Annotated in this window: 17 protein-coding genes and 1 pseudogene; 4 read left to right on the top strand and 14 right to left on the bottom strand. The window is 36.3% G+C overall.

The window, feature by feature from the left end; translation table 11 throughout:
* Positions 1–2 precede the first annotated feature (2 nt).
* The 8 genes and pseudogenes from FG27_RS14210 to FG27_RS14250 form a co-directional block, all read right to left on the bottom strand.
* Positions 3–995 (bottom strand): hypothetical protein, encoded by a 993-nt coding sequence (locus FG27_RS14210; RefSeq protein ID WP_037320264.1) that lies wholly within the window; start codon positions 993–995, stop codon positions 3–5.
* 315 nt (positions 996–1,310) lie between these two features.
* A complete protein-coding gene (locus tag FG27_RS14215; RefSeq protein WP_037320267.1) occupies positions 1,311–2,156 on the bottom strand; it encodes a hypothetical protein in 846 nt (281 codons plus the stop codon).
* 88 nt (positions 2,157–2,244) lie between these two features.
* A pseudogene (locus tag FG27_RS14220) lies at positions 2,245–3,039 on the bottom strand (aldo/keto reductase).
* Between the two features lie 123 nt (positions 3,040–3,162).
* A complete protein-coding gene (locus FG27_RS14225) occupies positions 3,163–3,663 on the bottom strand; it encodes a YkgJ family cysteine cluster protein (protein WP_037320269.1) in 501 nt (166 codons plus the stop codon).
* Between the two features lie 359 nt (positions 3,664–4,022).
* Positions 4,023–4,637 carry a porin family protein gene (locus FG27_RS14230; RefSeq protein WP_037320271.1) on the bottom strand — a complete coding sequence of 205 codons (615 nt, stop codon included), beginning with the start codon at positions 4,635–4,637 and terminating at the stop codon, positions 4,023–4,025.
* A 249-nt stretch (positions 4,638–4,886) separates the two neighbouring features.
* Entirely contained in the window at positions 4,887–5,390 is a 504-nt protein-coding gene (locus FG27_RS14235; protein ID WP_037320273.1) for a hypothetical protein, read from the bottom strand.
* Positions 5,391–5,554: 164 nt separating this feature from the next.
* Positions 5,555–6,211: a hypothetical protein gene (locus FG27_RS14240; RefSeq protein ID WP_037320275.1), complete on the bottom strand. Its 657-nt coding sequence runs from the start codon at positions 6,209–6,211 to the stop codon at positions 5,555–5,557.
* 237 nt (positions 6,212–6,448) lie between these two features.
* Entirely contained in the window at positions 6,449–7,582 is a 1,134-nt protein-coding gene (locus tag FG27_RS14250) for a P1 family peptidase (protein WP_037320280.1), read from the bottom strand.
* Between the two features lie 521 nt (positions 7,583–8,103).
* On the opposite strand from FG27_RS14250, the gene rimO reads away from it, so the two are divergent.
* Positions 8,104–9,453, top strand: a complete 1,350-nt coding sequence (gene rimO, locus FG27_RS14255; RefSeq protein WP_037320283.1) for a 30S ribosomal protein S12 methylthiotransferase RimO — start codon at positions 8,104–8,106, stop codon at positions 9,451–9,453.
* Between the two features lie 20 nt (positions 9,454–9,473).
* On the opposite strand, the gene FG27_RS14260 is transcribed toward rimO, so the two are convergent.
* Together FG27_RS14260 and FG27_RS14265 are read right to left on the bottom strand one after the other, a co-directional pair.
* A complete protein-coding gene (locus tag FG27_RS14260; RefSeq protein ID WP_037320286.1) occupies positions 9,474–10,151 on the bottom strand; it encodes a TIGR02117 family protein in 678 nt (225 codons plus the stop codon).
* 177 nt (positions 10,152–10,328) lie between these two features.
* Positions 10,329–10,622 (bottom strand): GIY-YIG nuclease family protein, encoded by a 294-nt coding sequence (locus FG27_RS14265; RefSeq protein WP_037320288.1) that lies wholly within the window; start codon positions 10,620–10,622, stop codon positions 10,329–10,331.
* A gap of 406 nt (positions 10,623–11,028) precedes the next feature.
* On the opposite strand from FG27_RS14265, the gene FG27_RS14270 reads away from it, so the two are divergent.
* The gene (locus tag FG27_RS14270) at positions 11,029–11,442 is read left to right on the top strand and encodes a hypothetical protein (RefSeq protein ID WP_037320290.1); all 414 of its coding nucleotides are present in this window, start codon (positions 11,029–11,031) and stop codon (positions 11,440–11,442) included.
* A gap of 1 nt (position 11,443) precedes the next feature.
* Positions 11,444–11,860 (top strand): hypothetical protein, encoded by a 417-nt coding sequence (locus FG27_RS14275; RefSeq protein ID WP_037320291.1) that lies wholly within the window; start codon positions 11,444–11,446, stop codon positions 11,858–11,860.
* Between the two features lie 2 nt (positions 11,861–11,862).
* On the opposite strand, the gene FG27_RS18725 is transcribed toward FG27_RS14275, so the two are convergent.
* The 4 genes from FG27_RS18725 to FG27_RS14295 form a co-directional block, all read right to left on the bottom strand.
* Positions 11,863–12,297 carry a hypothetical protein gene (locus FG27_RS18725; protein WP_051935864.1) on the bottom strand — a complete coding sequence of 145 codons (435 nt, stop codon included), beginning with the start codon at positions 12,295–12,297 and terminating at the stop codon, positions 11,863–11,865.
* A gap of 168 nt (positions 12,298–12,465) precedes the next feature.
* Positions 12,466–13,428, bottom strand: a complete 963-nt coding sequence (locus tag FG27_RS14285; RefSeq protein WP_037320293.1) for a calcium/sodium antiporter — start codon at positions 13,426–13,428, stop codon at positions 12,466–12,468.
* On the bottom strand, positions 13,428–16,247 hold the full coding sequence (locus FG27_RS14290; protein WP_037320295.1) for a pitrilysin family protein: 2,820 nt from the start codon (positions 16,245–16,247) through the stop codon (positions 13,428–13,430). Before FG27_RS14290 ends, FG27_RS14285 begins: the two co-directional genes overlap by 1 nt.
* 484 nt (positions 16,248–16,731) lie before the next feature.
* Positions 16,732–19,212 carry a M14 family metallopeptidase gene (locus tag FG27_RS14295; RefSeq protein ID WP_037320297.1) on the bottom strand — a complete coding sequence of 827 codons (2,481 nt, stop codon included), beginning with the start codon at positions 19,210–19,212 and terminating at the stop codon, positions 16,732–16,734.
* Between the two features lie 250 nt (positions 19,213–19,462).
* On the opposite strand from FG27_RS14295, the gene bshC reads away from it, so the two are divergent.
* Positions 19,463–21,076: a bacillithiol biosynthesis cysteine-adding enzyme BshC gene (gene bshC, locus FG27_RS14300; RefSeq protein ID WP_037320299.1), complete on the top strand. Its 1,614-nt coding sequence runs from the start codon at positions 19,463–19,465 to the stop codon at positions 21,074–21,076.
* Position 21,077: the final 1 nt, after the last annotated feature.

A 21,077-nucleotide genomic window follows, 5' to 3' on the forward strand; every position in this document is an offset into this window, starting at 1 on the left:
GATTATATGCTGGCAAATTTTTGAGTTAACACTTTCAAGGTTTCTTCATATTTTTTGCTATAAATAATTTGAGTTTTTAGAGGAGAAAGTAATAATCTAAATTCATCATTTAGCAAAATAATTATTCCACTTAAAAATGTATATTGATAAAAATCACCTAAAATGGACCAATATTTTCCTTGTCCTTGTTTTAGTAAGATTTCTTTATATTTTTCGAATCTTTTAAATTCAGCTTCTCTATGATGAAACCTCTCATAATAATCGCTGAAGTGAAATCCGGAATTGAAATCTGTTTCAATACAGAGGAAATATGGAATTTGTTTTCTTTGTACTATTTCTCTGTATTTTAATATTTTTTTAGTTATTTCATTATTAGAGAAATTCTCAACTTGTTGTAGTTTCTCTGATTTTATGTTCAAAATGATTACGTCACTTATCAGTTGAGTATATTGACTTTTGCCTTTAATTATTACACGAAATTCTAGGTCAGAGTTATAATCTAAAATAGAATTTAGTTTAGGTTTTGCATTTATCCAGATTTGGATTTTTTGCTTTAAATCAATTTCATCTATTTCTTTAAAGTCTATATTTTCATTTTTGAATTTCAGAAATAATATATAGTTGCTTTTAATTTCTGATAATATAATTTCTAGTTTATCTATGAATCGGATAGACTCATTATCTTGATAGCTACTCCCTAACCTATAAATTTCTCCAATTAATTTATTCCCTTTAAAATCTAGAGTTAAGTCAGGTGTTTTTACTCCAGATGAAATATTATGCTTCTTTTCATACTCAAGAGAAAAATTTAAATCGTAAAATTCATTTATAAATTTGAGTTCAGACAGTAGTGAGATAAAATTGCTTCTATTATTCTCTTTATTAAATCTTCCTAAAATTCTAGTTGATAACTTTTCTTCAATCGTTTCCAGCTTTTCAATTATATAATCTGGATCTTTACCAAATGCAATACATTTTTCTCTATTTAATTTCATAATTCGGTGAAATTTGCTTGCATATAACTACTTATACAGACCAATTTTTTAATAAAGCAACTACAAGGATATCTTTAGTTTTCCCAAATATAAATCAATCTAAAGCTTTAAAGCTGTGGAAAACCGTAAAAACCCTGCTATTTACCAACAGGTTTTTAACTTTTTAAGTAAGAATATTGTTATTTGGCTTTAATCTTAGGAGTAAATTTTAAGGTAGAGTTCTATTTAGATGCAGTTGTAGTTTTCTTGGGTTCTTCCGTTAGCTTCCAAATTGGTGCGGCGGTGTAAAATATAACCACCAATTTCAATAACTTTTTAGTTGGAATAAAGATTAAAAAAATGTGGGGTGTCTCTAATATCTTCAAGCCCTAAGATCCAGCATACTTCGGCCAGGTCAGAGAAATCCAATCCGCCGGCTGAAATTGCCTCGTTATTGTAACGGCCGTCTTTCCCGTTGTATTTATTGGCCAGATCTGTGGCCAATTGCCATATTTCAATTAGTTCTGGATTATTAATTTTAGCTTTCCATTGGATATAATCAGGGTCTCGAAATCCCGGCGTTCCGTTCCCAACTTCATTACCATCGGGTATTTTGTGATAATTAGTATGCTTCTTAACGAATTTAAGGCTTTCAGGCGAAGTAGATTCTTCATTCCAATTGCTATGCTGTACTAAATGAATACGCTGTTTTGTAGTTATTTCAGGAAATTCTTTTTGAATAGCTTTTATCAGCTCTGCCGAAAAATCTGATTGGCCTGCATCTGCAATCCATATATTTCCTTCAGCTTTAAGCGTAGTTTTAGCAATCTCTTTAACTTTTTCCACTGCAGCTTTGGTATTGTTGTGGGCATCTGTCCAATTACTTCCAAAGGCAAGCTGAAACAAATCATTGGGCGGAACATATAAACCTTCCTGAATTCCATATGCACCAGCTACTGCATGATACTTTATTTCTGAAAAATCAGCATCGGATAATAGGGTGGCAAAACCGGCAATAGTATGAAGATCGTCTACATCTGTTTTACAATCAAATTGTACTAATAACAGGTCTTCTTCAATATTAAAGTCCCCGGCTTGTGCGTCTGCCTTATCTTCGGTTTGACTGGTAAAAGACATCATTAACATTATCAATGTGCTAAAAATTAGTGTTTTTGATTTCATCGCTTATAGTTTATACGTTAGATTTAAGCAATCCTTTTTCTTAAACTTTGTCTGGCCAGATGTTGGGCAATTCTCCACTAAAACCCATTTAAGGAAGCTTGTTTATTTTTTCCATTTCTGCTGGTGTTAGTTCAAAATCGAATAGCTCTATATTTTCTTGAATTCTTGCGGGCGATGTAGATTTTGGGATTACAATTACATCGTGTTGCATAATCCATCGCAAACAAACCTGGGAAACAGATTTATTATGTTTTTTGGCGATTGCTTCCAGGACTTTATTTTTAAACACCTTTCCTCTTGCCAAAGGAGACCAGGACTCCACGACTATATTTTGTTTTTTACAGTATGCTGTTAATTCCTCCTGCCAATAACCTGGATGAAATTCTATTTGATTAATTGCCGGAATAACATTGGCTGTTTGAAATAAAGCCTCTAAATGTTCCTGAAAAAAATTACTTACGCCTATAGATTTTATTTTGCCTTCAGCCTATAATTCTTCCATAGCCCGCCAGGTATCAGCATTGGTTTTTTGCCAGTTGTCGTAATTTTTAGCATTAGCGGGCCAGTGTATTAAATATAGATCAATGTAGTCTACATCAAGTCTTTTTAGGGATTTTTCGAATTCTTTTTTAGTAGACTCATAGCCTAAATTCTCCCGCCATAATTTAGTAGTTACAAAAATGTCTTCCCTTAAAGCTTTGCTGGCTTTTATTCCTTTTCCAACAGCTTCTTCATTTCCATATTTTGCCGCCGTATCTATTAGGGAATAGCCTTTAGAAATGGCCGCTGCCACCGATTCAATTCCCTCCTGATCTGTAGATTTGTAGGTTCCCAATCCTACTACCGGTATTTTATGGCCATCGTTTAAGCTTATTTTTCTCATAATTCTTAAATCAGTTTTGTTCTCAAAAATCGAGATAAATGCTTCGTCCCTAATTTTTGGGATGCCTCGAAATCAAATTATATTCTTCAATAATAATGCTTCTTGAACTTGCTCCGAAGTTGTTTATAAAAACGAAACACCAAAACTCTTTGATAAAACCTTCTCAAGTTCCTCGAGCTCCAATTTTAATTCCTGATGTGAAGAGGATAATTCAGACTTATCTTTCCGAAGCAACTTTTTCAATTCAAGCGTTTTAAAGTGAAATGATTTGGATTGAAGTTCAATTTGTAAGTTTGCAACATGTTTTTCAATAGCTAGCTTTTTTTGTTTAACTACCTCAATCACTTCAGTGGCCTTATCAAAACTCAACTCCTTTTTTTCTACAGATTTCAAAACTCCACACTCAAAATTTCTACAGGCTTTTGGTCTTTGAGAATAAATATTACAACCATTGCAGCCAAGTTCATTACAGGGTAGAAAAAACATTCCATTTTCACCCGTTTGTTCAATATCCATCAGATGTTTTACTGGTGCCAGCTCTTCATTATCGAGCTGTACAAAACCAATTAAAGTACCATCACAACATAAACCACAAGCCAAACAGATATTTGTTGGTTCACCCATATTTCCTGAATTTTAAGCTGTCTAATATAAATTGCTTTTTCATATCCGGCTAATGTAGTATAAACATAGCCGTTTACGCAGGTATAATTTCCGTATTTGTTCTTAATTGGATTTCTTTAGTGCTTAGTCCTGCAATAGTGGAAGAAATATTTTACAACGATCTTAAGTTGCCGGCTAGGTATGGGGCCTTGGCGGCTTAAGGATTTTCTTTCCTGGTCTCTGACATTGCACTTTTTCGATAATCCCCATTAATTCTATAACTAACCGTAGAGGACGTCACAATACTGCCCACTCTAAAATGGAACAATTAAACTTGAATGGTTTTGCATTATCTAAACAATAAAATTTCAAGGCAGCAGCTATAGATAAAATTCCAGCCCTGTTGAAATAATTGAATTCGTAAGGCTTGAGTCTTGCCTTTTTATATCTCTGGAATATCTCGCTCCCAGGTAAATATCTTTTGTGATCTTATAATTTATTCCAAAGTCGAATGCCAGGGAGATACGTAAATCATTGTTTTCTTCCCCTTCAAAGCTTCCATAGTCTCCACTCCCTTTGACTACCTTCGTACTGTTTTTAAAGATAAAACCGGCTTGTGGACCAGCTTCCAGATAAAAACTTTCAGAAAGTGAAAAGTCTAGTAAAACAGGAACATTGATTGCGTATTCATTGATGCGTATTTTAGAGATTTCCACTCTTTCAACTTGGGGATCATTTGCATAATTTAACTCAATATTCGTCTTCAAATCTGAACCCTGATAGCTAAAAAATATCTCTGGTTTTAAATTGAAGGTGTTACTAAGTTCAAATTTCCCGGTTCCTCCCAGATAAAATCCAGACTTATAACTATAAATATCAGTAAAGTCTGAATGATATTTAGATAAATTGAACCCGCCTTTGATGCCGTATGCCGTTTGCGCATATAAAGTTTGAAACCCAATGAAAATTAGGATAAAGATGATTTTTAATCGCATGAATGATTTGAATTAAGATTAATGAATTAGGGGCGAAATTAAAAGAATAGTTTATCGTATCAAATAGATAATTAGATTAATCTAAAAATTTAGCTTCAAAATTTTAAATAACGCTATCTAGCGGTTAGACTTATGAATAAGTTGATGGTGGGGACACTGATTGGGCGGCTTAACCTATTATTACTTGGTTTCTAAAATTACACTTTTTCGGCAATACCCGATATTTGCGCCGTTGTTGTGTGTAGTGTTCTATTCAGATTCTAAATCGATAGTACTAATTTCTTTTTGTTTTTCAATTCGTTCTTTCGCATTGAATAAGAATCCAATAACTACGATTGCTATAATATTTATACTAATATATGTAAGATCAGGATTCGAATTATAAGACATTTTCCAATTAGTAATATCAAAGTCAATTGTGAATATTATGTCATTTGTCAAATCAATTTTTAACCCAGCTATTAATCCTGATACATATTTGAAACCGTAACCTAAAACTCCAAATCCAATTACTTGAAAAGCGTTATTTATTATTGATAGATTGATTCCTTGAATAAATCTTTTTTTGAATAAGAGGTAACCGCTATAAATACTAAAAAAGAATAGGACAAAGGCAATTATAAGAATTAATAATAGTGGACCATTTATTGATCCTATTGACAGTAATAATTTAATTGTATATCCAACTCCTATTAGTCCGCCGATTATTTGATATAAACTTAATATATATAGTTTTTTCCTAGTTTTATTCATTCATTTTTTGTGTTTAAACATTACACACAACGGTTTCCGTTATCGCCAGTTGGCGGAGTAAGGAACGCGGATTTGTCGGCTTAGTATTGGTTTGTTGGTCAAGTTAATTATTTTCTTTCTAACGGTGCCGCCTATTGGCGATTAACCGTCTTTGTTGTGAGCTGTTATATTAGTTTAATTGAGTTTTTGAAATCATTGAATTCTTTTATTGCTGTCTGATTTTGTTCTTGAGATTGATGTAGATTAAAATCATAATAGAAACCATTATGTTCTGCTTTAAGAACTTTTAATTCAACTTTTGTAGGTTTGTTCAAATCAATATGTTCAAAGGTATAAGTTGAGTCATATTCATATATTTTGCACCCTGAAATTGTATATGGATCATATCTTCTATTTATTTCAAAATCTTTTAAAATCATAGATGTTCCATATGCAGACATTTCCATCACCTCTTCAAAATTTTCAAATTCCTCAAATTCTTCTTTAGGGGTGATATTTAGAGTAATAGTTGGTGAAAATGTATTTTTAAATTCAGGTTTATCTTCAAAATATTTTGTGACTATTAGAATAGGTTCACCTATTTCATCATATACTTCGTCTTTTATTTCTTCAAAACCGTTGCCTAAAATTTGTTTGTTTTGGAGATTCTTGAAATCCTTAACTTTAATGAAACCCCAATCTTTTGGTTTGTAAAAAAGTATACCCAATTGTCTGTTTAAATACAAATTTTCATTTGTAACGACAGCTTGAAATGGATCAACAACTACATGAGCTAATGCTAAACTAGAAAGTTGTAAAAATTGTCTTCTTCCTATTCCCATTTAATACGAAATCTTAAAAATATAATTGCTCCCAACTTCTTTTATCAAGTTGAAAATAAAGATTTAACTAAAAGCTTACCGAGATATTCTGAGCTTTTCAAATATAAATTATTGTCAAGGCTTAAAACTGTGGGAAACCGTAATTTTTGGGCTATTTACCAACAGGTTTTTAACTTTTTTATTAATACAATAGTGAGTTTTGCGGAAGAGTTGGTAATAATTAAAATAGCCTTAGTGCTAATCTTTCAAAATCCCAGCTACTTTTAAGAATTGTAAAACTTCCTCTTGAGGTAAAACTTTTATGGTTCGGCCTTTAAAACCCGTAGTAGTTTCAGCCATAAATAAAGAATTTAGAATAGCTTCTTCGGTAGCTTCAATGGCGGCCATAAACAGCGGAGACATCAAATCGTTGGGAACTACTTCCTGTGTTAAGGTTTCGGTATTTATTTTATAAGGAATTCTCATTCCTTTGGCGGTAGAAAAAGCGATCACATAATCGCCGCTGCCGTTGGAAGCGATTCCACCGGTTTTTGCGAGCCCCAGGAATGCTCGTTTAGCCAGGCGTTCCAGGTTTCGGTTGTTCAGTGGTGCATCGGTAGCGACCACTATCATACAGGAACCGTCTACATTATTCTGTAAATTATTGCTAAAACTGTAGTTTCCCAGCTTTTGTCCCACCGGAACGCCGGCAATTTGCAAAACCCCGCCAAAATTACTCTGCACCAAAACGCCTAAAGTATATCCGCCCAGGCTTTCGGGCAGTTTTCGTGAAGCTGTGCCAATCCCACCTTTATAACTAAAAGCAACGGTGCCCGTCCCGGCGCCAACGTTTCCTTCAGCCACTGCACCGGTTTTTGCATTTTGAATTGCTGAAATTACATCTGCATTGGTCACGTGTTGCCCGCGGATATCATTTAAATAACCATCGTTAGTTTCGCCAACCACGGCATTTACCGAACGTACGTGTTCATTGCCGGGCAGGTTTAGTGTATATTTTATCACCGCATCCATCGCGGTGGGAACGTTTAAGGTGTTGGTAAGGATCACAGGAGTTTCCAGGTTTCCCAGTTCATTAATTTGTGTGCTGCCGGCCAGTTTTCCGAAGCCATTTCCCACAAAAACCGCTGCGGGTACTTTCTGCTGAAAAATATTTCCGCCGTGCGGAAGAATAGCCGTAACACCGGTACGCACCGAATCGCCTTTTATCAATGTAGTATACCCAACTTTTACACCTTCAACATCGGTTATCGCGTTTAAAGCTCCTCTTTGCATCACCCCAATTTTCAGCGGAATTTCTTCTACACGCTGCTGTGCGTTTAGTAAATTCAACATAAAAAATAGGAGGGAAGGGAGGAAGATATAATTTTTCATTAACGATTCGATTGTTGAGTTGTTCAAAGAATGGAAAGTTACAAAATAGTTTTTATGGTATATTTTGAAATTATTGAATGTGATTTTACCCATAACGGCCTACTTTTATTTCCGTAGCAAAACCGAGCTGATTGTCAGCGGTGGGCAGAGGAGCATTGCCTAGCGCAGCGGTTGCAATGCGCAAGATAGGCAATCAGCGTAGTGTTTTCAAGGAGAGAAAAGTAAGCCTAGCGTTTTTTGGTTCTTTTTTGGGCAATGCAAAAAAGAACATAGAGAAATATATTCTATGCTATTCCTTTCAATATTAACCTGCTGTAGTTCAAATTATAGATTGTATCTTTGCACCCGCTTTTGGGAGACTGTAAAAAAGTTTTTAAAACGTCATCCTGAACTTGTTTCAGGATCTAGGTTGTTCATAATGAAATCAACTTAAAATCCCGAAGCAAATTCGGGATAAAGTCTGAACCAAGTTCAGCTTGACGAAAAAAAGATTTTAGAAGCAGCTTTGAAAATAGAATATTATGAGGACAAAGTCGATAAAGAAGAACCGTATTAATGTAGTAACCCTTGGTTGCAGCAAGAATGTGTATGATAGTGAGGTGTTGATGGGGCAGCTTAAGGGCAACAATAAAGACGTGGTGCACGAGCAGGACGGCAATATTGTGGTGATTAATACCTGCGGATTTATAGACAACGCCAAAGAAGAATCGGTGAATACCATCCTGGAGTTTGTAGAACAGAAACAACAGGGAGAAGTAGATAAAGTTTTTGTAACCGGGTGTTTAAGCGAGCGTTACAAGCCAGATCTTCAAAAAGAAATCCCTGATGTAGACCAGTATTTTGGAACTACAGAACTTCCCGGCTTACTAAAAGCCCTGGAAGCCGATTATAAACATGAATTACTGGGCGAACGTTTAACAACCACGCCAAAGAATTACGCTTATCTTAAAATTGCCGAAGGTTGTGACAGGCCCTGTTCTTTTTGCGCTATTCCACTAATGCGCGGTGGACATAAATCGACACCAATTGAAGATCTGGTTACAGAAGCGAAGAATCTTGCGGCAAATGGCGTAAAAGAATTAATTCTTATCGCACAAGATCTAACCTATTACGGGCTTGATCTTTATAAGAAAAGAAATTTAGCCGAATTACTTGAAAACCTTGCTAAGGTTGAAGGCATTGAGTGGATTAGGTTGCATTATGCATTTCCAACCGGTTTCCCAATGGATGTGCTGGATGTGATGAAACGTGAGCCTAAGATTTGTAATTATATAGATATCCCGTTGCAGCATATCAATACTGAATTATTGAAATCTATGCGCCGCGGAACTACGAGCGAAAAAACTACAAAACTGCTAAAAGATTTCAGAAAATATGTTCCTGAAATGGCCATTAGAACCACGCTTATTGTAGGTTACCCGGGAGAAACCCAGGAGCAGTTTGAGGAAATGAAAGATTGGGTAGAGGAGATGCGTTTTGAGCGTTTAGGCTGCTTTACTTATTCTCACGAAGAAAATACACACGCTTATAATTTGGAAGACGATGTGCCACAGGATGTGAAGCAAGACCGTGCTAACCAGATTATGGAAATACAGAGCCAGATTTCCTGGGAGCTAAACCAACAGAAAATTGGTCAGATCTTTAAAGTGGTGATCGATAGAAAAGAAGGAAACTACTTTGTAGGTAGAACCGAGTTTGATTCACCGGATGTAGATAACGAAGTGCTAATTGATGCAAGTTCCATTTATTTAAAGACCGGGGAATTTTACGAAGTAAAAGTGACCGATGCTGCCGATTTCGATTTGTATGCTGAACCAGTTCACGAAGCCCCAAAACCGGTAAGAAAAGAGTTGAAGGTTAAAACTGTATAAAATTCTTAGACCGGTAACTTTCAATTTCTATACTGAAAAAATATGCCCTGCGGAAAAGGTGTCCATAGACAGGCTTTAAGTCCGGAGGCTTTTAATGCAGAATTCGTCCAGGTATTACAGGTTTTAAAAAGGTGGAAAGAAGTTTCAGCTAAATAGAACGCATCCTCCTGATAATAACGTAACCCTGAAACAGGTTGAATTTTTCCCTGATTTTCAGCGTTTACAGTTTCTAAAATATATTCAGTTAGCTTCTTATATTGATTTTCTGAAACTGCAATTTTAACCAGGTTTTCTGAAACTGGTGCTTTTTGATAAAACCGGGTATGTAGGGCGCTTTGAGATTTTAAGAAAAGTGCTTTAAAAGCAACATTGAGTTTTAGATCTTCCCACTGCGGGGTATTTCGGTAAAAATTAAGATCACCCCAACCAAACCCTATAAATTCAGAATTCTGCGGATTTGATAGGGCGTGCTTAGGTTTAAATATGCTATCCCAATTGATGATTTTAGAATGTACCGGCAGCAAAATATCAGTGTGCATATCCTGTTTATAAAGATAAATATCAATTTCCGCGTTTTTAGATCCAGATTTGGAATTCAAAGGAATTAAAGAGCCAATTAATGCCAAAACCGTGTAAATTACCGGCGGTGCGAGCAGGATCAAAAGAAATTTTATAAAATATCGAAAACCTTGTTTCATAGGTTTAAGATATTGAAATTTCCCTCAGTTCGAGTAGATATTTGAGACGACAGCCAAAAAAATCATATCGAGAACAGATTGTAAGTAAGAAAACCACTTCTCGAAACAATCTCGATTAACATCGAGATCACTCGAAGTGACAGTAGCGATATTAAATAGACAGCGAGTTTTTAATGTCTACTTTTTAAAGTTTTTCTTTGCAAGATTTGGTAAAGCATCAAAACGTCCTTCTATTAAGGCTTTCTTTTTGGCTCGAGACCATTTTTTAATTTGTTTCTCCCGTATTATGGCAAAGTTGATATCTGTAAATTCAGCGAAAAATACCAGTTTTAAAGGTCTTCTTTTAGCGGTGTAACTTCTTGGATGAGCTCCGCTTTGATGTTCAATCATTCTTTTTTCAAGGTTAGAGGTAACTCCGGTGTAATAGGTGTTATCTGCACATTCCAGGATATATACAAAGCTGATTTTCATTTTGCCGTTTTAAAGAGATATTAAGTTACTAAATTCTCTCGTCAGTTCGAGTAGGTTTTTGAGGCGCTAGCCAAAGAAACCGTATCGAGAACATCTACCGAAGTACGACTACACTTCTCGATACAATCCCGATTATCATCGGGATCACTCGAAGTGACGAACCATGTCAGCTTCATATTTTATTTTTGTCAAGGCGCTACGTCAGTTCGAGTAGGTTTTTGAGACGGTAGCAGAAGAAACCATATCGAGAACTTCTCGATACACTTTCGAAAACCTCCCGGTTTTCAAAACCACTCGAAGTGACGAAACTATCGAAGGAATGGAAGAAAAGGATGCATCTTGCTGGCTAAAAACTCCATATAAACTTTAAAAAATTTATTATCTTTCTTCCAATAATTTAAAACCTATGCCGCAAATTTCTAAAAAAGTCAGTTTTTTCCGAAGAAACTATTTTTACTTTGTAGGTGGAATTTGGCTGTTTTTTGGAGTTGGTTTGCTGCTTGCAAAAGCGAATGATATCCTCGCCTATACCTATACTATTATCGGAATCGTTTATGCGGTATTTGCCCATTTCAAAAAAGATCTACCCTTAGAATTTATCCGTTGGGATAATGAAAAAATTGAGATCAGCGAATGGCAACAGAGTACCAGATCTTATTATTGGAGAAATATTGATGGGTTTAATGTATCGGCAACCAACCTTACGATAAAATTAGGGCCTGCAGGGGGAACTATGGTTGAGCTAAAAGGCTATTCCGAAGCCGATATTAAAAAACTAAAAACCGAATTAACTCCCGAGCAAAATTTAGCTACCGCCTGAGATGCAAAAAATAATAAAAAAGACCAGCTTCTTTAAGAAATACCTGTACTACATTTTTGCAGCCTTCTGGATAATTTTCGGAGCTTATTATTATTTTCTATCCGAGGGAAAAGGAGCGGTTTTTATTTCTGTCTTATATTTAATAGCAGGCTTATTACACGCCCTGGTTGCTTTCAAGCAAGGAGGTAAAAATGCGGAATATATAGCCTGGGACGAAGAAAAATTGATTATTGCGAGATTACATCAAAAACCAAAAACCTATTATTTTGGCCCCGAGGTGAATATTCACATAAGCAACTACCATTTGATTATAAAGGCACCAAAGGCAACGGGTGATATGGTTGAGTTAAAAGGATTTTCTAAAGAAGATCTTGGCTTACTTCGGGAGAAGTTTGAAAAACCGGTTTTTAGTGCATAAGTCTATTTCCTTATTTTTGATACCAATTTAAAACCTACACTATCTGTTTTCTTTAAGCTATATTCAAAAATTGCTTCCCCGCCAATGTGGCCGTCTTCATAAGTTGCCCAGATAAATCTTTCGTTTAAAATTTCAGATTCTACAAAACGCATCTCGCCGCCAAGTACAGACTTTTCGGGAATTATTTGTGTGTTTCTTTTTAGAGATTCAACTATAAGAGATTCAGGATTATTAAGGGTATCAAAAGCTTGTGTAAAAGCTACCGGCCTTCTACTTTTCAAAAGATGTAATTCTTTTTCCATAGAATCCTTTTGAATATTTAATCGATCGAGATTTGCCTCAAGGCTATCTATTTTTAAAAGCGTCCTTCCATTTTCGGCTTCATTGGTGCAGCTCATTAATAAAGCAAAAACCGGAAGTAATAAAATCTTTTTCATCCCACAAAATTAGGAGAATAGGCTTCAAAAATATGAGAAACAATTCATAAAATTAACACATATTCTCTATCTACTTAATTTTAAATACCTGGCAGACTTAGCGAATAGCCATGAGAAATGATTTCTGTAGCAACTTTTACAACTATTAGAAATAGTTTCGATAAAAAATTATAATTCCTGCATTACGAGATAGGTGGTATAACCCAGATAAAACACAAGTAGAATTAAAGCTTCCCAACGATCAAGCCTTTTTCGTTTTCCCGTAAACATCGCTAAAAGTAGAAAAAGAGTACCGCCGGCGAGAATGTAAAGATCCTGGTTAAAATTCAGGTTAAAATCAATAGGCTTAATAAGCGAGGCGGTAGAGAGGATGAGGAAAATATTAAAAATATTAGAACCAATAATATTTCCAACGGCAATATCAGCATTCTTTTTGGCAGCGGCTACTATAGAAGTTGCTAATTCTGGTAAGGAAGTTCCAGCCGCAACTACCGTCAAACCAATAATTTTCTGACTAATCCCCATATTTTCAGCAATATCAATGGCATTATTCACTACCAATTGTCCTCCTAAAACGAGTCCGGCAAGGCCACCAATGATAAATATTCCCGTTTTTAGCGGACTAAGGATTTTTATACTATCATCTTCAACGGTTTCATCGTTTTTTAGTTGTTTGTACACATAAAAAAGAAATGCCAGGAAGCAAATCAATAAAAGGATACCATCAAAATTACTTAAGACACTACCTTTTTCCGGGGAAATAATTTGGTCGTTAACCATCATAAACAGAACCACCACCGCAATAAGTGATATAGGAATTTCTTTCCAGGCCGTGCTGGATTGCACCGCCAGCGGTGTAATTAGCCCGGTGATTCCAAGGATGATAAACAGGTTAAAGTTATTACTGCCAATCACATTTCCAAAAACGATATCGGAGTACCCATCGGCGGCGGCAAAACTGTTTACCACCAACTCCGGTGCCGAAGTTCCAAAAGCTACGATAGTTAAACCGATAGCAAGATTAGAAATATTAAATTTTTTGGCCAGGGCAGAAGCACCTTCTACCATATAATTCGCACCAAATATTAGGACGATCAATCCTAAAACCAAAAGCAAAGAAGCAATTAGCATTATTCTTCAGTGTTATTTAATAGCACAGGCTTACCTAGCTCAAGCTCTTCCAGTTTTTTCATTTGCGTCTCTGCATCACCAACAATTAAAAAATACATTTTTTCAGGATTAATATATTTTTCGGCAAGTTCCCTTATATCCATTACGGTAAGTTCTTTTACCATTTTTTCTCGTTGTTTTATGTAATCATATTCACGACCAAAAGTGCTAATTTCACTCAGCATATCCAATTTTGAATTTAAAGTTTCAAACTTCCTTGCGTTACTTTTTATCATAAAACCACGGGTGACTTCCATATCTTCCCCATCAAAATTTTCAGGATAATCTTCAACAATTTCTTTAATTAGTTTCACGGCATCGTAAGTAATATTAGTTCTCACGCCGCTGGAAATTAAAAATGGGCCTTTATTTTTACCTGCATCAAACCCGGAACGAATTCCGTAGGTGTAGCCTTTGCCTTCTCTTAATTCCTGGGTGAGCTGAGAGGCAAATCCGCCACCGCCCAAACGGTAATTCATAACTTCGGCTGCATAAAAATCATCATCGGTAGCGGCCAGGGCAGGAGCCCCAAATCTTATAACCGACTGTTTTGCGCCGGGAACATCATAAAAGTAAATTTGCGATTTTTCCGGTAGCTGAGGTTGAGCAGCCTCTGGTATTTTAACCGATTTAGGTGGCCAGGCAACCGAGAGACCACGAATTCCTTTTACGGCTTCCTCTTTTTCAATAGCACCGGCTACGTGAAAAACACTGCCCTTTGGAGAAAGATTTTCGGAATAATAATCTTTTACATTCTGTAAGGTAATGGCTTTTACCGAAGCTTCAGTTCCTAAATTATTTTGTCCTAAAATATGGTCTTCGCCATAAATAAGCTTTCTAAATTCGTTATTAGCAATACTGTTAGGGTCGGCTTCCTGTCTTTGAATTCGGCTAAGCGCCTGTTGTTTTATAAGTTTAAATTCGGTAGAATCCCAGCGCGGTTCTAACAATATTTCCTGAACCAAATCTATGGTTTCGGTATAATTTTTAGCCAGAGTACTTCCGCTTAAAACCATTTTTTCGTCCACGGCATTTACGCGAATATCTGCTCCCAATAACTGGATTGCTTCTTCCAGTTCTTCCGGAGTTTTGTTCTTAGTGCCTTTTGTCATTAAATTAGCTAGAAGATTAGAAACCCCAACTTTATCTGGGTTTTCAAGCAATAAGCCACCCTGCATTTCCAGGCTGAATTTTACCAACGGAACTTCATTATTGGTGATTCCATAAACTTTAAGTCCAGATGGAAGTATACTTTCCCAAATCTCGGGAACTACCAGCTCTGGGGTACTTCCGTATGAAGGTTCTATACTACGATCAAAACTGGAAGGAGTTTTTTCGTAAGAAGCGTCTGCAGAAGCATTAACTTCTTCTTCGGCATTTTCAACTATTTTTTCTTCTGCAACTTCAGCTTCTTCAGAGTTTTCTAAGGCAAGTTCGGTTTGACCTTGCGGCACAAAACTGGTCGCTACAAAATGTTGATCTTTAATATATTCCTGGTAAACCCGCATCACATCTTCTGCAGTAACAGCCAGTATTTTTTCGACGTCTTTATTGATATAATTCGGATCGTTAGCGAAAATTTGATATTGTGCCAGTTGAAAACCTTTACCCAGAACGCTGGACAGACTATTGTAAAAATTGGTTTCCTGCTGCGCTTTAATACGCTCTAAGTCGCTCTGCGGAATACCTTCGGCTTCAAACTTTTTAAAGGTTTCAAAAATCGCATTTTCCACAGAATCTAAATCAACTTCGTTATAAGCGGTAACCTGGAGCATTAGTTGTCCCGCTAATTCTGAAGTATAATTAAATATTTGTACACGATCTGTAAGTTCTTTTTCTGCAACCAGGTGTTGATACAGCGGGGCGTTTTTTCCGGCACTTAAATAATTTGCTAAAACTTCTAACGCATAAGAATCTTCGTGATAAGAATAAACGCTTGGCCAGGCGAGGGTTAATTCTGGAAGCCTGGCGAAATTATCTTCGTAATACAGTTTTTTTGTTTCATCTAGCTCCACCATTTGTTTTTCCTGGCGGGCTACCTCCGGACCTCGTGGAATTTCATCAAAATATTTATGAACCCATTCTTTGGCCTGCTCTCTGTCAAAATCTCCGGCGATGGTAAGCGTTACATTGTTTGGAACATACCAGCGGTTATAAAAGTCCTTTACGTCTTGCAGCGTGGCATTTTGAAGGTCTTCTAAAGAACCAATTACCTGCCAGTTGTAAGGATGATCTTCAGGATATAGGTTTTTATCCAGAACATACATGGTATGGCCATAGGGACGATTATCCACACCCTGTCTTTTTTCATTTTTTACTACCTGTTTTTCTTTGGCAAGCACGGGTTCGGTAACTGTATTGATAAAATAACCAAGTTTATCGGCTTCAGCCCAAATCATTTTTTCCAAAGCATCTTTAGGAACAGTTTGAAAATAATTGGTGCGATCGCGACTGGTAGAACCATTGGCCCCGGAGCCTCCTATTCTCGCACTCAACTTATCAAGCCCGCCTTTCCCAAGGTTTTCAGATTCCAAGAAAAGTAAATGCTCAAAAAGATGTGCGAAACCAGTTCGGCCTTCTTTCTCCCGGGCGGAACCCACGTGAGCAGTTAAAGCTACAGCGACTACGGGATCTGATTTATCGATATGAAAAATGACATTTAAGCCGTTTTCCAGAGTAAAAGTTTCAAAATCTACATTGAAATCGGTTGATTCCTGGGATTGAATAGTTGAAGAAAGTGCAAAGCTGCAAAGCAGTAAAAGTATAATTCTGAATTTCATTAAGATGAAGTTTTAGCTACCCAAAATTAGTGTTTATTTCGATTAATTCAGAATTAAATCATTGGAGTCCTAAATATAAGAAGCCACTAATACACGAATATTAGGTTTTGTCATTGCGAGATCTCTTTTGACGTGGCGCAGCAATCTTTTGTTGGAAATTACTACCTGTTTAGCGTTTGTGGTTCACGTTAAACTGTAAGAGTAAACTTCACAAATTAATGTAGAAAAAAAAATTTAAACTTTCCTTCTAAAATACCTACGAGCTTAAAAGAAACCTCGCAGTAAACATCCTGCAAGGTTTGAAAAGCCTTGTAGGTTTGATTCAGAGCAAATCCAAGCCGGAATTTAAAATCATGAAATTTTTACTTCTTCCTTCTTTGGTCCTATGAATTTGAGTAAATTGATACCTACGAGGTTAAAAGAAACCTCGCAGGATAATTCAATAAAATTATTCGTGAATTCGTGGCAATAAATTTATAGATTTCTATAATCTAAATTTGTTATTATTCACAAAGAAAACTGAATTTGCGAAAAACAATTTCCCGTTTTGCCAAAACGCCCGGAATAACGGATTATCTACCATATAAATAATACTTCCGTTTCCTATTCTTTCTTCTCCGAAAACCAGAGAATTTTCAAGATTTTTAATAGCTGAACTTCCTGCAAAACCTGCTACGATTTCCGGTTGCTGAATGTAAGAAACGTTGTAACCTTCATCTAGCAATTTATAGCTTTCACTGCTTAGTTTTAGGCTGAAATAAGTATCGTCATAACCAAAAGCCATTGGGTGGGTTTTGTCAATCTTGGTTTTTACAATGCTTCCCGTAATCATATCTTTAGCGCTTTCTCGCTCTCTTTGTGCATACGGAATTAAATTACCAACAGCGGTAGTATCTTTGGTTTCCGACTTATTTTCTTTAAGATTGAAACCATCTTTTCCTGCAAAAGTGCCTACAGAGCGACCAATGGCAATAAGTTTTCCGCCATTGCTAACCCAGTCTTTTACATTTTTAAAAGTATCTTCATCTAAAACACTGGAATAATAACCTTCCGGCATTATCAGTACATCAAATTGAGAAAGGTTTATATTTTTAAAATAATCGGTGTTTAAGGAAGTGACCGGATAATTAAGATCCTGCTCAAAAAAGTGCCATATTTCTCCGTAATTCAGGGAAGAAGTCCCTTCTCCTTTTAAAACAGCAACTTTCGGCGGGTTAATTAGTTTTACTTCCGGCGAACCAAAGTCGGGTCCGCTACCGGCAAAGCTGGTGTTTGCCGCTACCAGTTCTCGTTGATGTTTATTAGTAATTTCAACTACAATTTCATCAAAATCTTCGTTAGTTCTGTTGTCGCTTTTTGTGATAATCAAGCTACCACGATCAAAATCTTTTCCTTCACTTTTAAAGGGAATTTCACTAAAACGCACCTTAATATTTTCCTTTAGTAATTCGGCTAAAAATTGGGCATCTTGTAACGCATTCCATTTTGAAATGTAACCAGCTCCCGAAGGATTTGCGGTATTTGTAATTTCAGCATTTGTAGAATTTGTTTCTGAAGAAACTTCGCGTGTGCTCGCTATTGCTTCTAAACCGTATGCATAGGGCAAACTCCAGGCCGTAATATCATAAGTTAGTGAATCGGTTAGGGTAGTGGTTGGTTCAAAAAGGACATTTACCATTTTCCCTTTTGGCTGGTTCGTATTGATTACCAGGGTGTTTTCATCAGCATTGAATCTACCTTCTTTTCCTTCATTATAATTAAATCCGTTTATCCTTCCAGATGACGCATTTTGGTACTTAATCTCGTGTTTATCCAATAATTCTTTTAATGATTCAATTTTATCCGGATTTCCTTTTACTGCGAAAGATTTATATTCCAGATCTTCATTATCAAAATACTTTTTAAACTCATTATTTAAGGCATCAATATTTTTTGTAGCAACTTCAATGGTTGACAGCCCGGTAGTGTGGTGGTGCGCTACACGGTCTTTTAAGGTAAGTTCGTAACCTTCATCGGTATTAATTCCCAATCCGGCACGGCCGTGACCAGCCTGTTCGTAGGTCATTCCAATTGCGCCCATATAAGTAGGATAAGTGTCACCATAACTTGGGTACAGCAAATCAAAACGTTCTTTGGTAAAAAACAGCCAGCCTTCCTCATCAAAATATCTGGCGTGGTTTTTTCCTATTTCGGTTTGAAATTCTCTTTGGAAAGGGGTGATAATTTCGTGAAAAGGTTCGGCTGCGGGGGCAAAATAATAAGGCTCATTAATGCCCTGTTCGTGAAAATCTACGTGAATATGTGGCATCCACTGGTTGTAAATTTTAAGTCGTTGTTGGGTTTCCACCTGTGTGGCCCAGGCCCAGTCTCGGTTAAGATCGAATAAATAATGATTTGGTCTTCCACCCGGCCAGGGCTCGTGATGTTCGGCGGCTGCTTGCAATGGGCTGTAAGGTTCGGCTTTTACCTGATTATACCAGTTTGCATAGCGATCGCGACCGTCAGGATTTACACACGGATCTATAATTACCACGGTATTTTCCAGCCAATCCTGTTTTTCGGTGATCAGTGCATATAAAGTTTTCATCGCCGCTTCGGTACTGGAAGCTTCATTGCCATGTACATTGTAGCTTAACCAAACGATAGCTTTATCAGCATCGGCTCCAGTTTCTGTAATTCCGGTGTTTCCAAGATGCTTTTTTCTTATGTCATCCAGATTTCGCAAATTTTCTTCCGAAGAAATCACCGCATAGGTAAGCGGGCGACGTTCATTGGTTTTTCCGTAGGTATGGTATTTCACCAGCGGAGAATTTTGAGCAACCTTTTCAAAATAATTCACCACATCTGCGTGACGGGAGAATTGCTCCCCAATTTCATAACCCAGGAATTCTTCCGGACTTTGTAATTGTGCGTTGGTTTGTAAACCTAAAAAAAGAAAGACGACAGCGAGTAAAGTTGATTTCATTTATTGATTTTAAATGTTGAATTTGAGCTTAATAAGTTCCTTGTTATTCAAAAAGTCATTTTATCGTCACCCTGAATTTATTTCAGGGTCTAAGATCTTGGATTTAAAATAGAAGCTGAAACAAGTTCAGCTTGACGTTTGATTATAAACTACCAATAATCGAGTAAATATAGTATCTAGCGCCAAATTAACTAAAAATTAGCGAATAAAATTCTTAACTTCGGTATCTTTACCATCCAAAAAATTGCTAATGCCAACCGAGTGTATTCCGTACAAAGAAACCAACTATTTTACCGAGCTTATTTTAGATTATCTCGCTGAAAAAGAGGAATTAAAAACTTTCTATAATCGTTTCCCACACCTGGAGAATTTTAAAGCGCAAATAGAAGAAAAGTCTTCTTTTCCGATAAAAAATAGAGAAATCCTGGTAAAAGCTTTAAAGGAGCAATATTCCGGGTTGGAAATTTCTGAAGATACACAAAGAAATATTGACGCGCTGGCAGAGGAAAAAACCTTTACCGTGGTAACCGGGCATCAATTGAATTTATTTACAGGGCCGCTTTATTTTTTGTATAAAATTGTTTCTACAATTAATCTTACCCGAAAATTAAAAGAAAAATATCCTGAAAATAATTTCGTCCCGGTTTATTGGATGGCCACCGAAGATCACGATTTTGAAGAGATCAATTTCTTTAATTTAAACGGAAAGAAATTTCAATGGGCAAATGCGCCAAAAAATGCCGAAAATGATGCCGTAGGAAATTTATCTACCGATGGCCTGGAGGATGTTTTTAAGCTTTTTTCAGCTGAAATTGGTGGCGGGAAAGATGCCGATTATTTAAAGGAATTGTTTAAAAAAGCTTATCTGAAGCACGCTAATCTTTCCGAGGCTACATTATATCTTGCCAATGAACTTTTTAAGGAAGAAGGTTTGGTGATACTGGATGCGCAGCAAAAAGAATTGAAAAAGCTTTTTATCCCTTATGCTGAAAATGAACTTTTAGAACAAATTTCTCATAAAACTACCACGGAGACTGCCGAGAAGTTGAATGAACTTGGGTATAATGTACAGGTGAACCCTAGAGAAATCAATCTGTTTTATTTGAGTGATGGTTTGCGGGAAAGAATTATAGAGCGAGATGGTGAATACTTTGTGCACGAAACTGATATTAAATTCAGTAAAAATGAAATTTTAAAGGAATTAAAGGAATTTCCGGAAAGGTTTAGTCCAAATGTGATGCTTCGTCCTTTGTATCAGGAAGTGATTTTGCCTAACCTTTGTTATATAGGTGGCGGGGGGGAAATTGCATACTGGCTAGAATTGAAAGAATATTTTAAAGCTGAAAATGTTGTTTTTCCGGTTTTATTACTTCGGAATTCGGCTTTGATCCAATCAGCAAAACTGGATGAGAAGCGAAAGAAATTAAATATTTCAAACAAAGAATTATTTTTGAAACAACACGAGCTTATCAATAGAAAAGTGCGGCAAATTTCAAATATAGATATTGATTTTTCTAAACAGAAAGAACATTTGGTAAAGCAATTTCAGCAGATGTATGATCTGGCAGAGAAAACCGACAAATCTTTTCTTGGCGCGGTAAAAGCCCAGGAAGTAAAACAATTAAAAGGCCTTGATAATCTCGAAAAGCGTCTTTTAAAAGCACAGAAAAGAAAATTGGAAGATGAGGTAAGTAGAATTGCAGCGCTTCAAAATGAGCTTTTTCCGAATAAAGGTCTACAGGAACGCCAGACCAATTTTTCGGAAATTTATGCAGAATACGGCCCCGAATTAATTTCAGTATTATTAAAAGAATTAGACCCGCTGCAGGCGGAATTTAAAATTTTGACTTTTGGAAAAGAATAAA

This window comes from Salegentibacter sp. Hel_I_6 (genome assembly GCF_000745315.1).
GTDB lineage: Bacteria > Bacteroidota > Bacteroidia > Flavobacteriales > Flavobacteriaceae > Salegentibacter.

What these genes read in the sequence shown, in the direction of transcription:
- FG27_RS14215 (WP_037320267.1), bottom strand. Translation starts at nt 2,156, where the DNA reads ATGAAATCAAAAACACTAATTTTTAGCACATTGATAATGTTAATGATG.
- FG27_RS14260 (WP_037320286.1), bottom strand. Translation starts at nt 10,151, where the DNA reads ATGAAACAAGGTTTTCGATATTTTATAAAATTTCTTTTGATCCTGCTC.
- FG27_RS14290 (WP_037320295.1), bottom strand. Translation starts at nt 16,247, where the DNA reads ATGAAATTCAGAATTATACTTTTACTGCTTTGCAGCTTTGCACTTTCT.
- FG27_RS14270 (WP_037320290.1), top strand. Translation starts at nt 11,029, where the DNA reads ATGCCGCAAATTTCTAAAAAAGTCAGTTTTTTCCGAAGAAACTATTTT.
- FG27_RS14250 (WP_037320280.1), bottom strand. Translation starts at nt 7,582, where the DNA reads ATGAAAAATTATATCTTCCTCCCTTCCCTCCTATTTTTTATGTTGAAT.
- bshC (WP_037320299.1), top strand. Translation starts at nt 19,463, where the DNA reads ATGCCAACCGAGTGTATTCCGTACAAAGAAACCAACTATTTTACCGAG.
- FG27_RS14235 (WP_037320273.1), bottom strand. Translation starts at nt 5,390, where the DNA reads ATGAATAAAACTAGGAAAAAACTATATATATTAAGTTTATATCAAATA.
- FG27_RS14295 (WP_037320297.1), bottom strand. Translation starts at nt 19,212, where the DNA reads ATGAAATCAACTTTACTCGCTGTCGTCTTTCTTTTTTTAGGTTTACAA.
- FG27_RS14225 (WP_037320269.1), bottom strand. Translation starts at nt 3,663, where the DNA reads ATGGGTGAACCAACAAATATCTGTTTGGCTTGTGGTTTATGTTGTGAT.
- FG27_RS14275 (WP_037320291.1), top strand. Translation starts at nt 11,444, where the DNA reads ATGCAAAAAATAATAAAAAAGACCAGCTTCTTTAAGAAATACCTGTAC.
- FG27_RS14240 (WP_037320275.1), bottom strand. Translation starts at nt 6,211, where the DNA reads ATGGGAATAGGAAGAAGACAATTTTTACAACTTTCTAGTTTAGCATTA.
- FG27_RS18725 (WP_051935864.1), bottom strand. Translation starts at nt 12,297, where the DNA reads ATGAAAAAGATTTTATTACTTCCGGTTTTTGCTTTATTAATGAGCTGC.
- FG27_RS14285 (WP_037320293.1), bottom strand. Translation starts at nt 13,428, where the DNA reads ATGCTAATTGCTTCTTTGCTTTTGGTTTTAGGATTGATCGTCCTAATA.
- rimO (WP_037320283.1), top strand. Translation starts at nt 8,104, where the DNA reads ATGAGGACAAAGTCGATAAAGAAGAACCGTATTAATGTAGTAACCCTT.
- FG27_RS14230 (WP_037320271.1), bottom strand. Translation starts at nt 4,637, where the DNA reads ATGCGATTAAAAATCATCTTTATCCTAATTTTCATTGGGTTTCAAACT.
- FG27_RS14265 (WP_037320288.1), bottom strand. Translation starts at nt 10,622, where the DNA reads ATGAAAATCAGCTTTGTATATATCCTGGAATGTGCAGATAACACCTAT.
- FG27_RS14210 (WP_037320264.1), bottom strand. Translation starts at nt 995, where the DNA reads ATGAAATTAAATAGAGAAAAATGTATTGCATTTGGTAAAGATCCAGAT.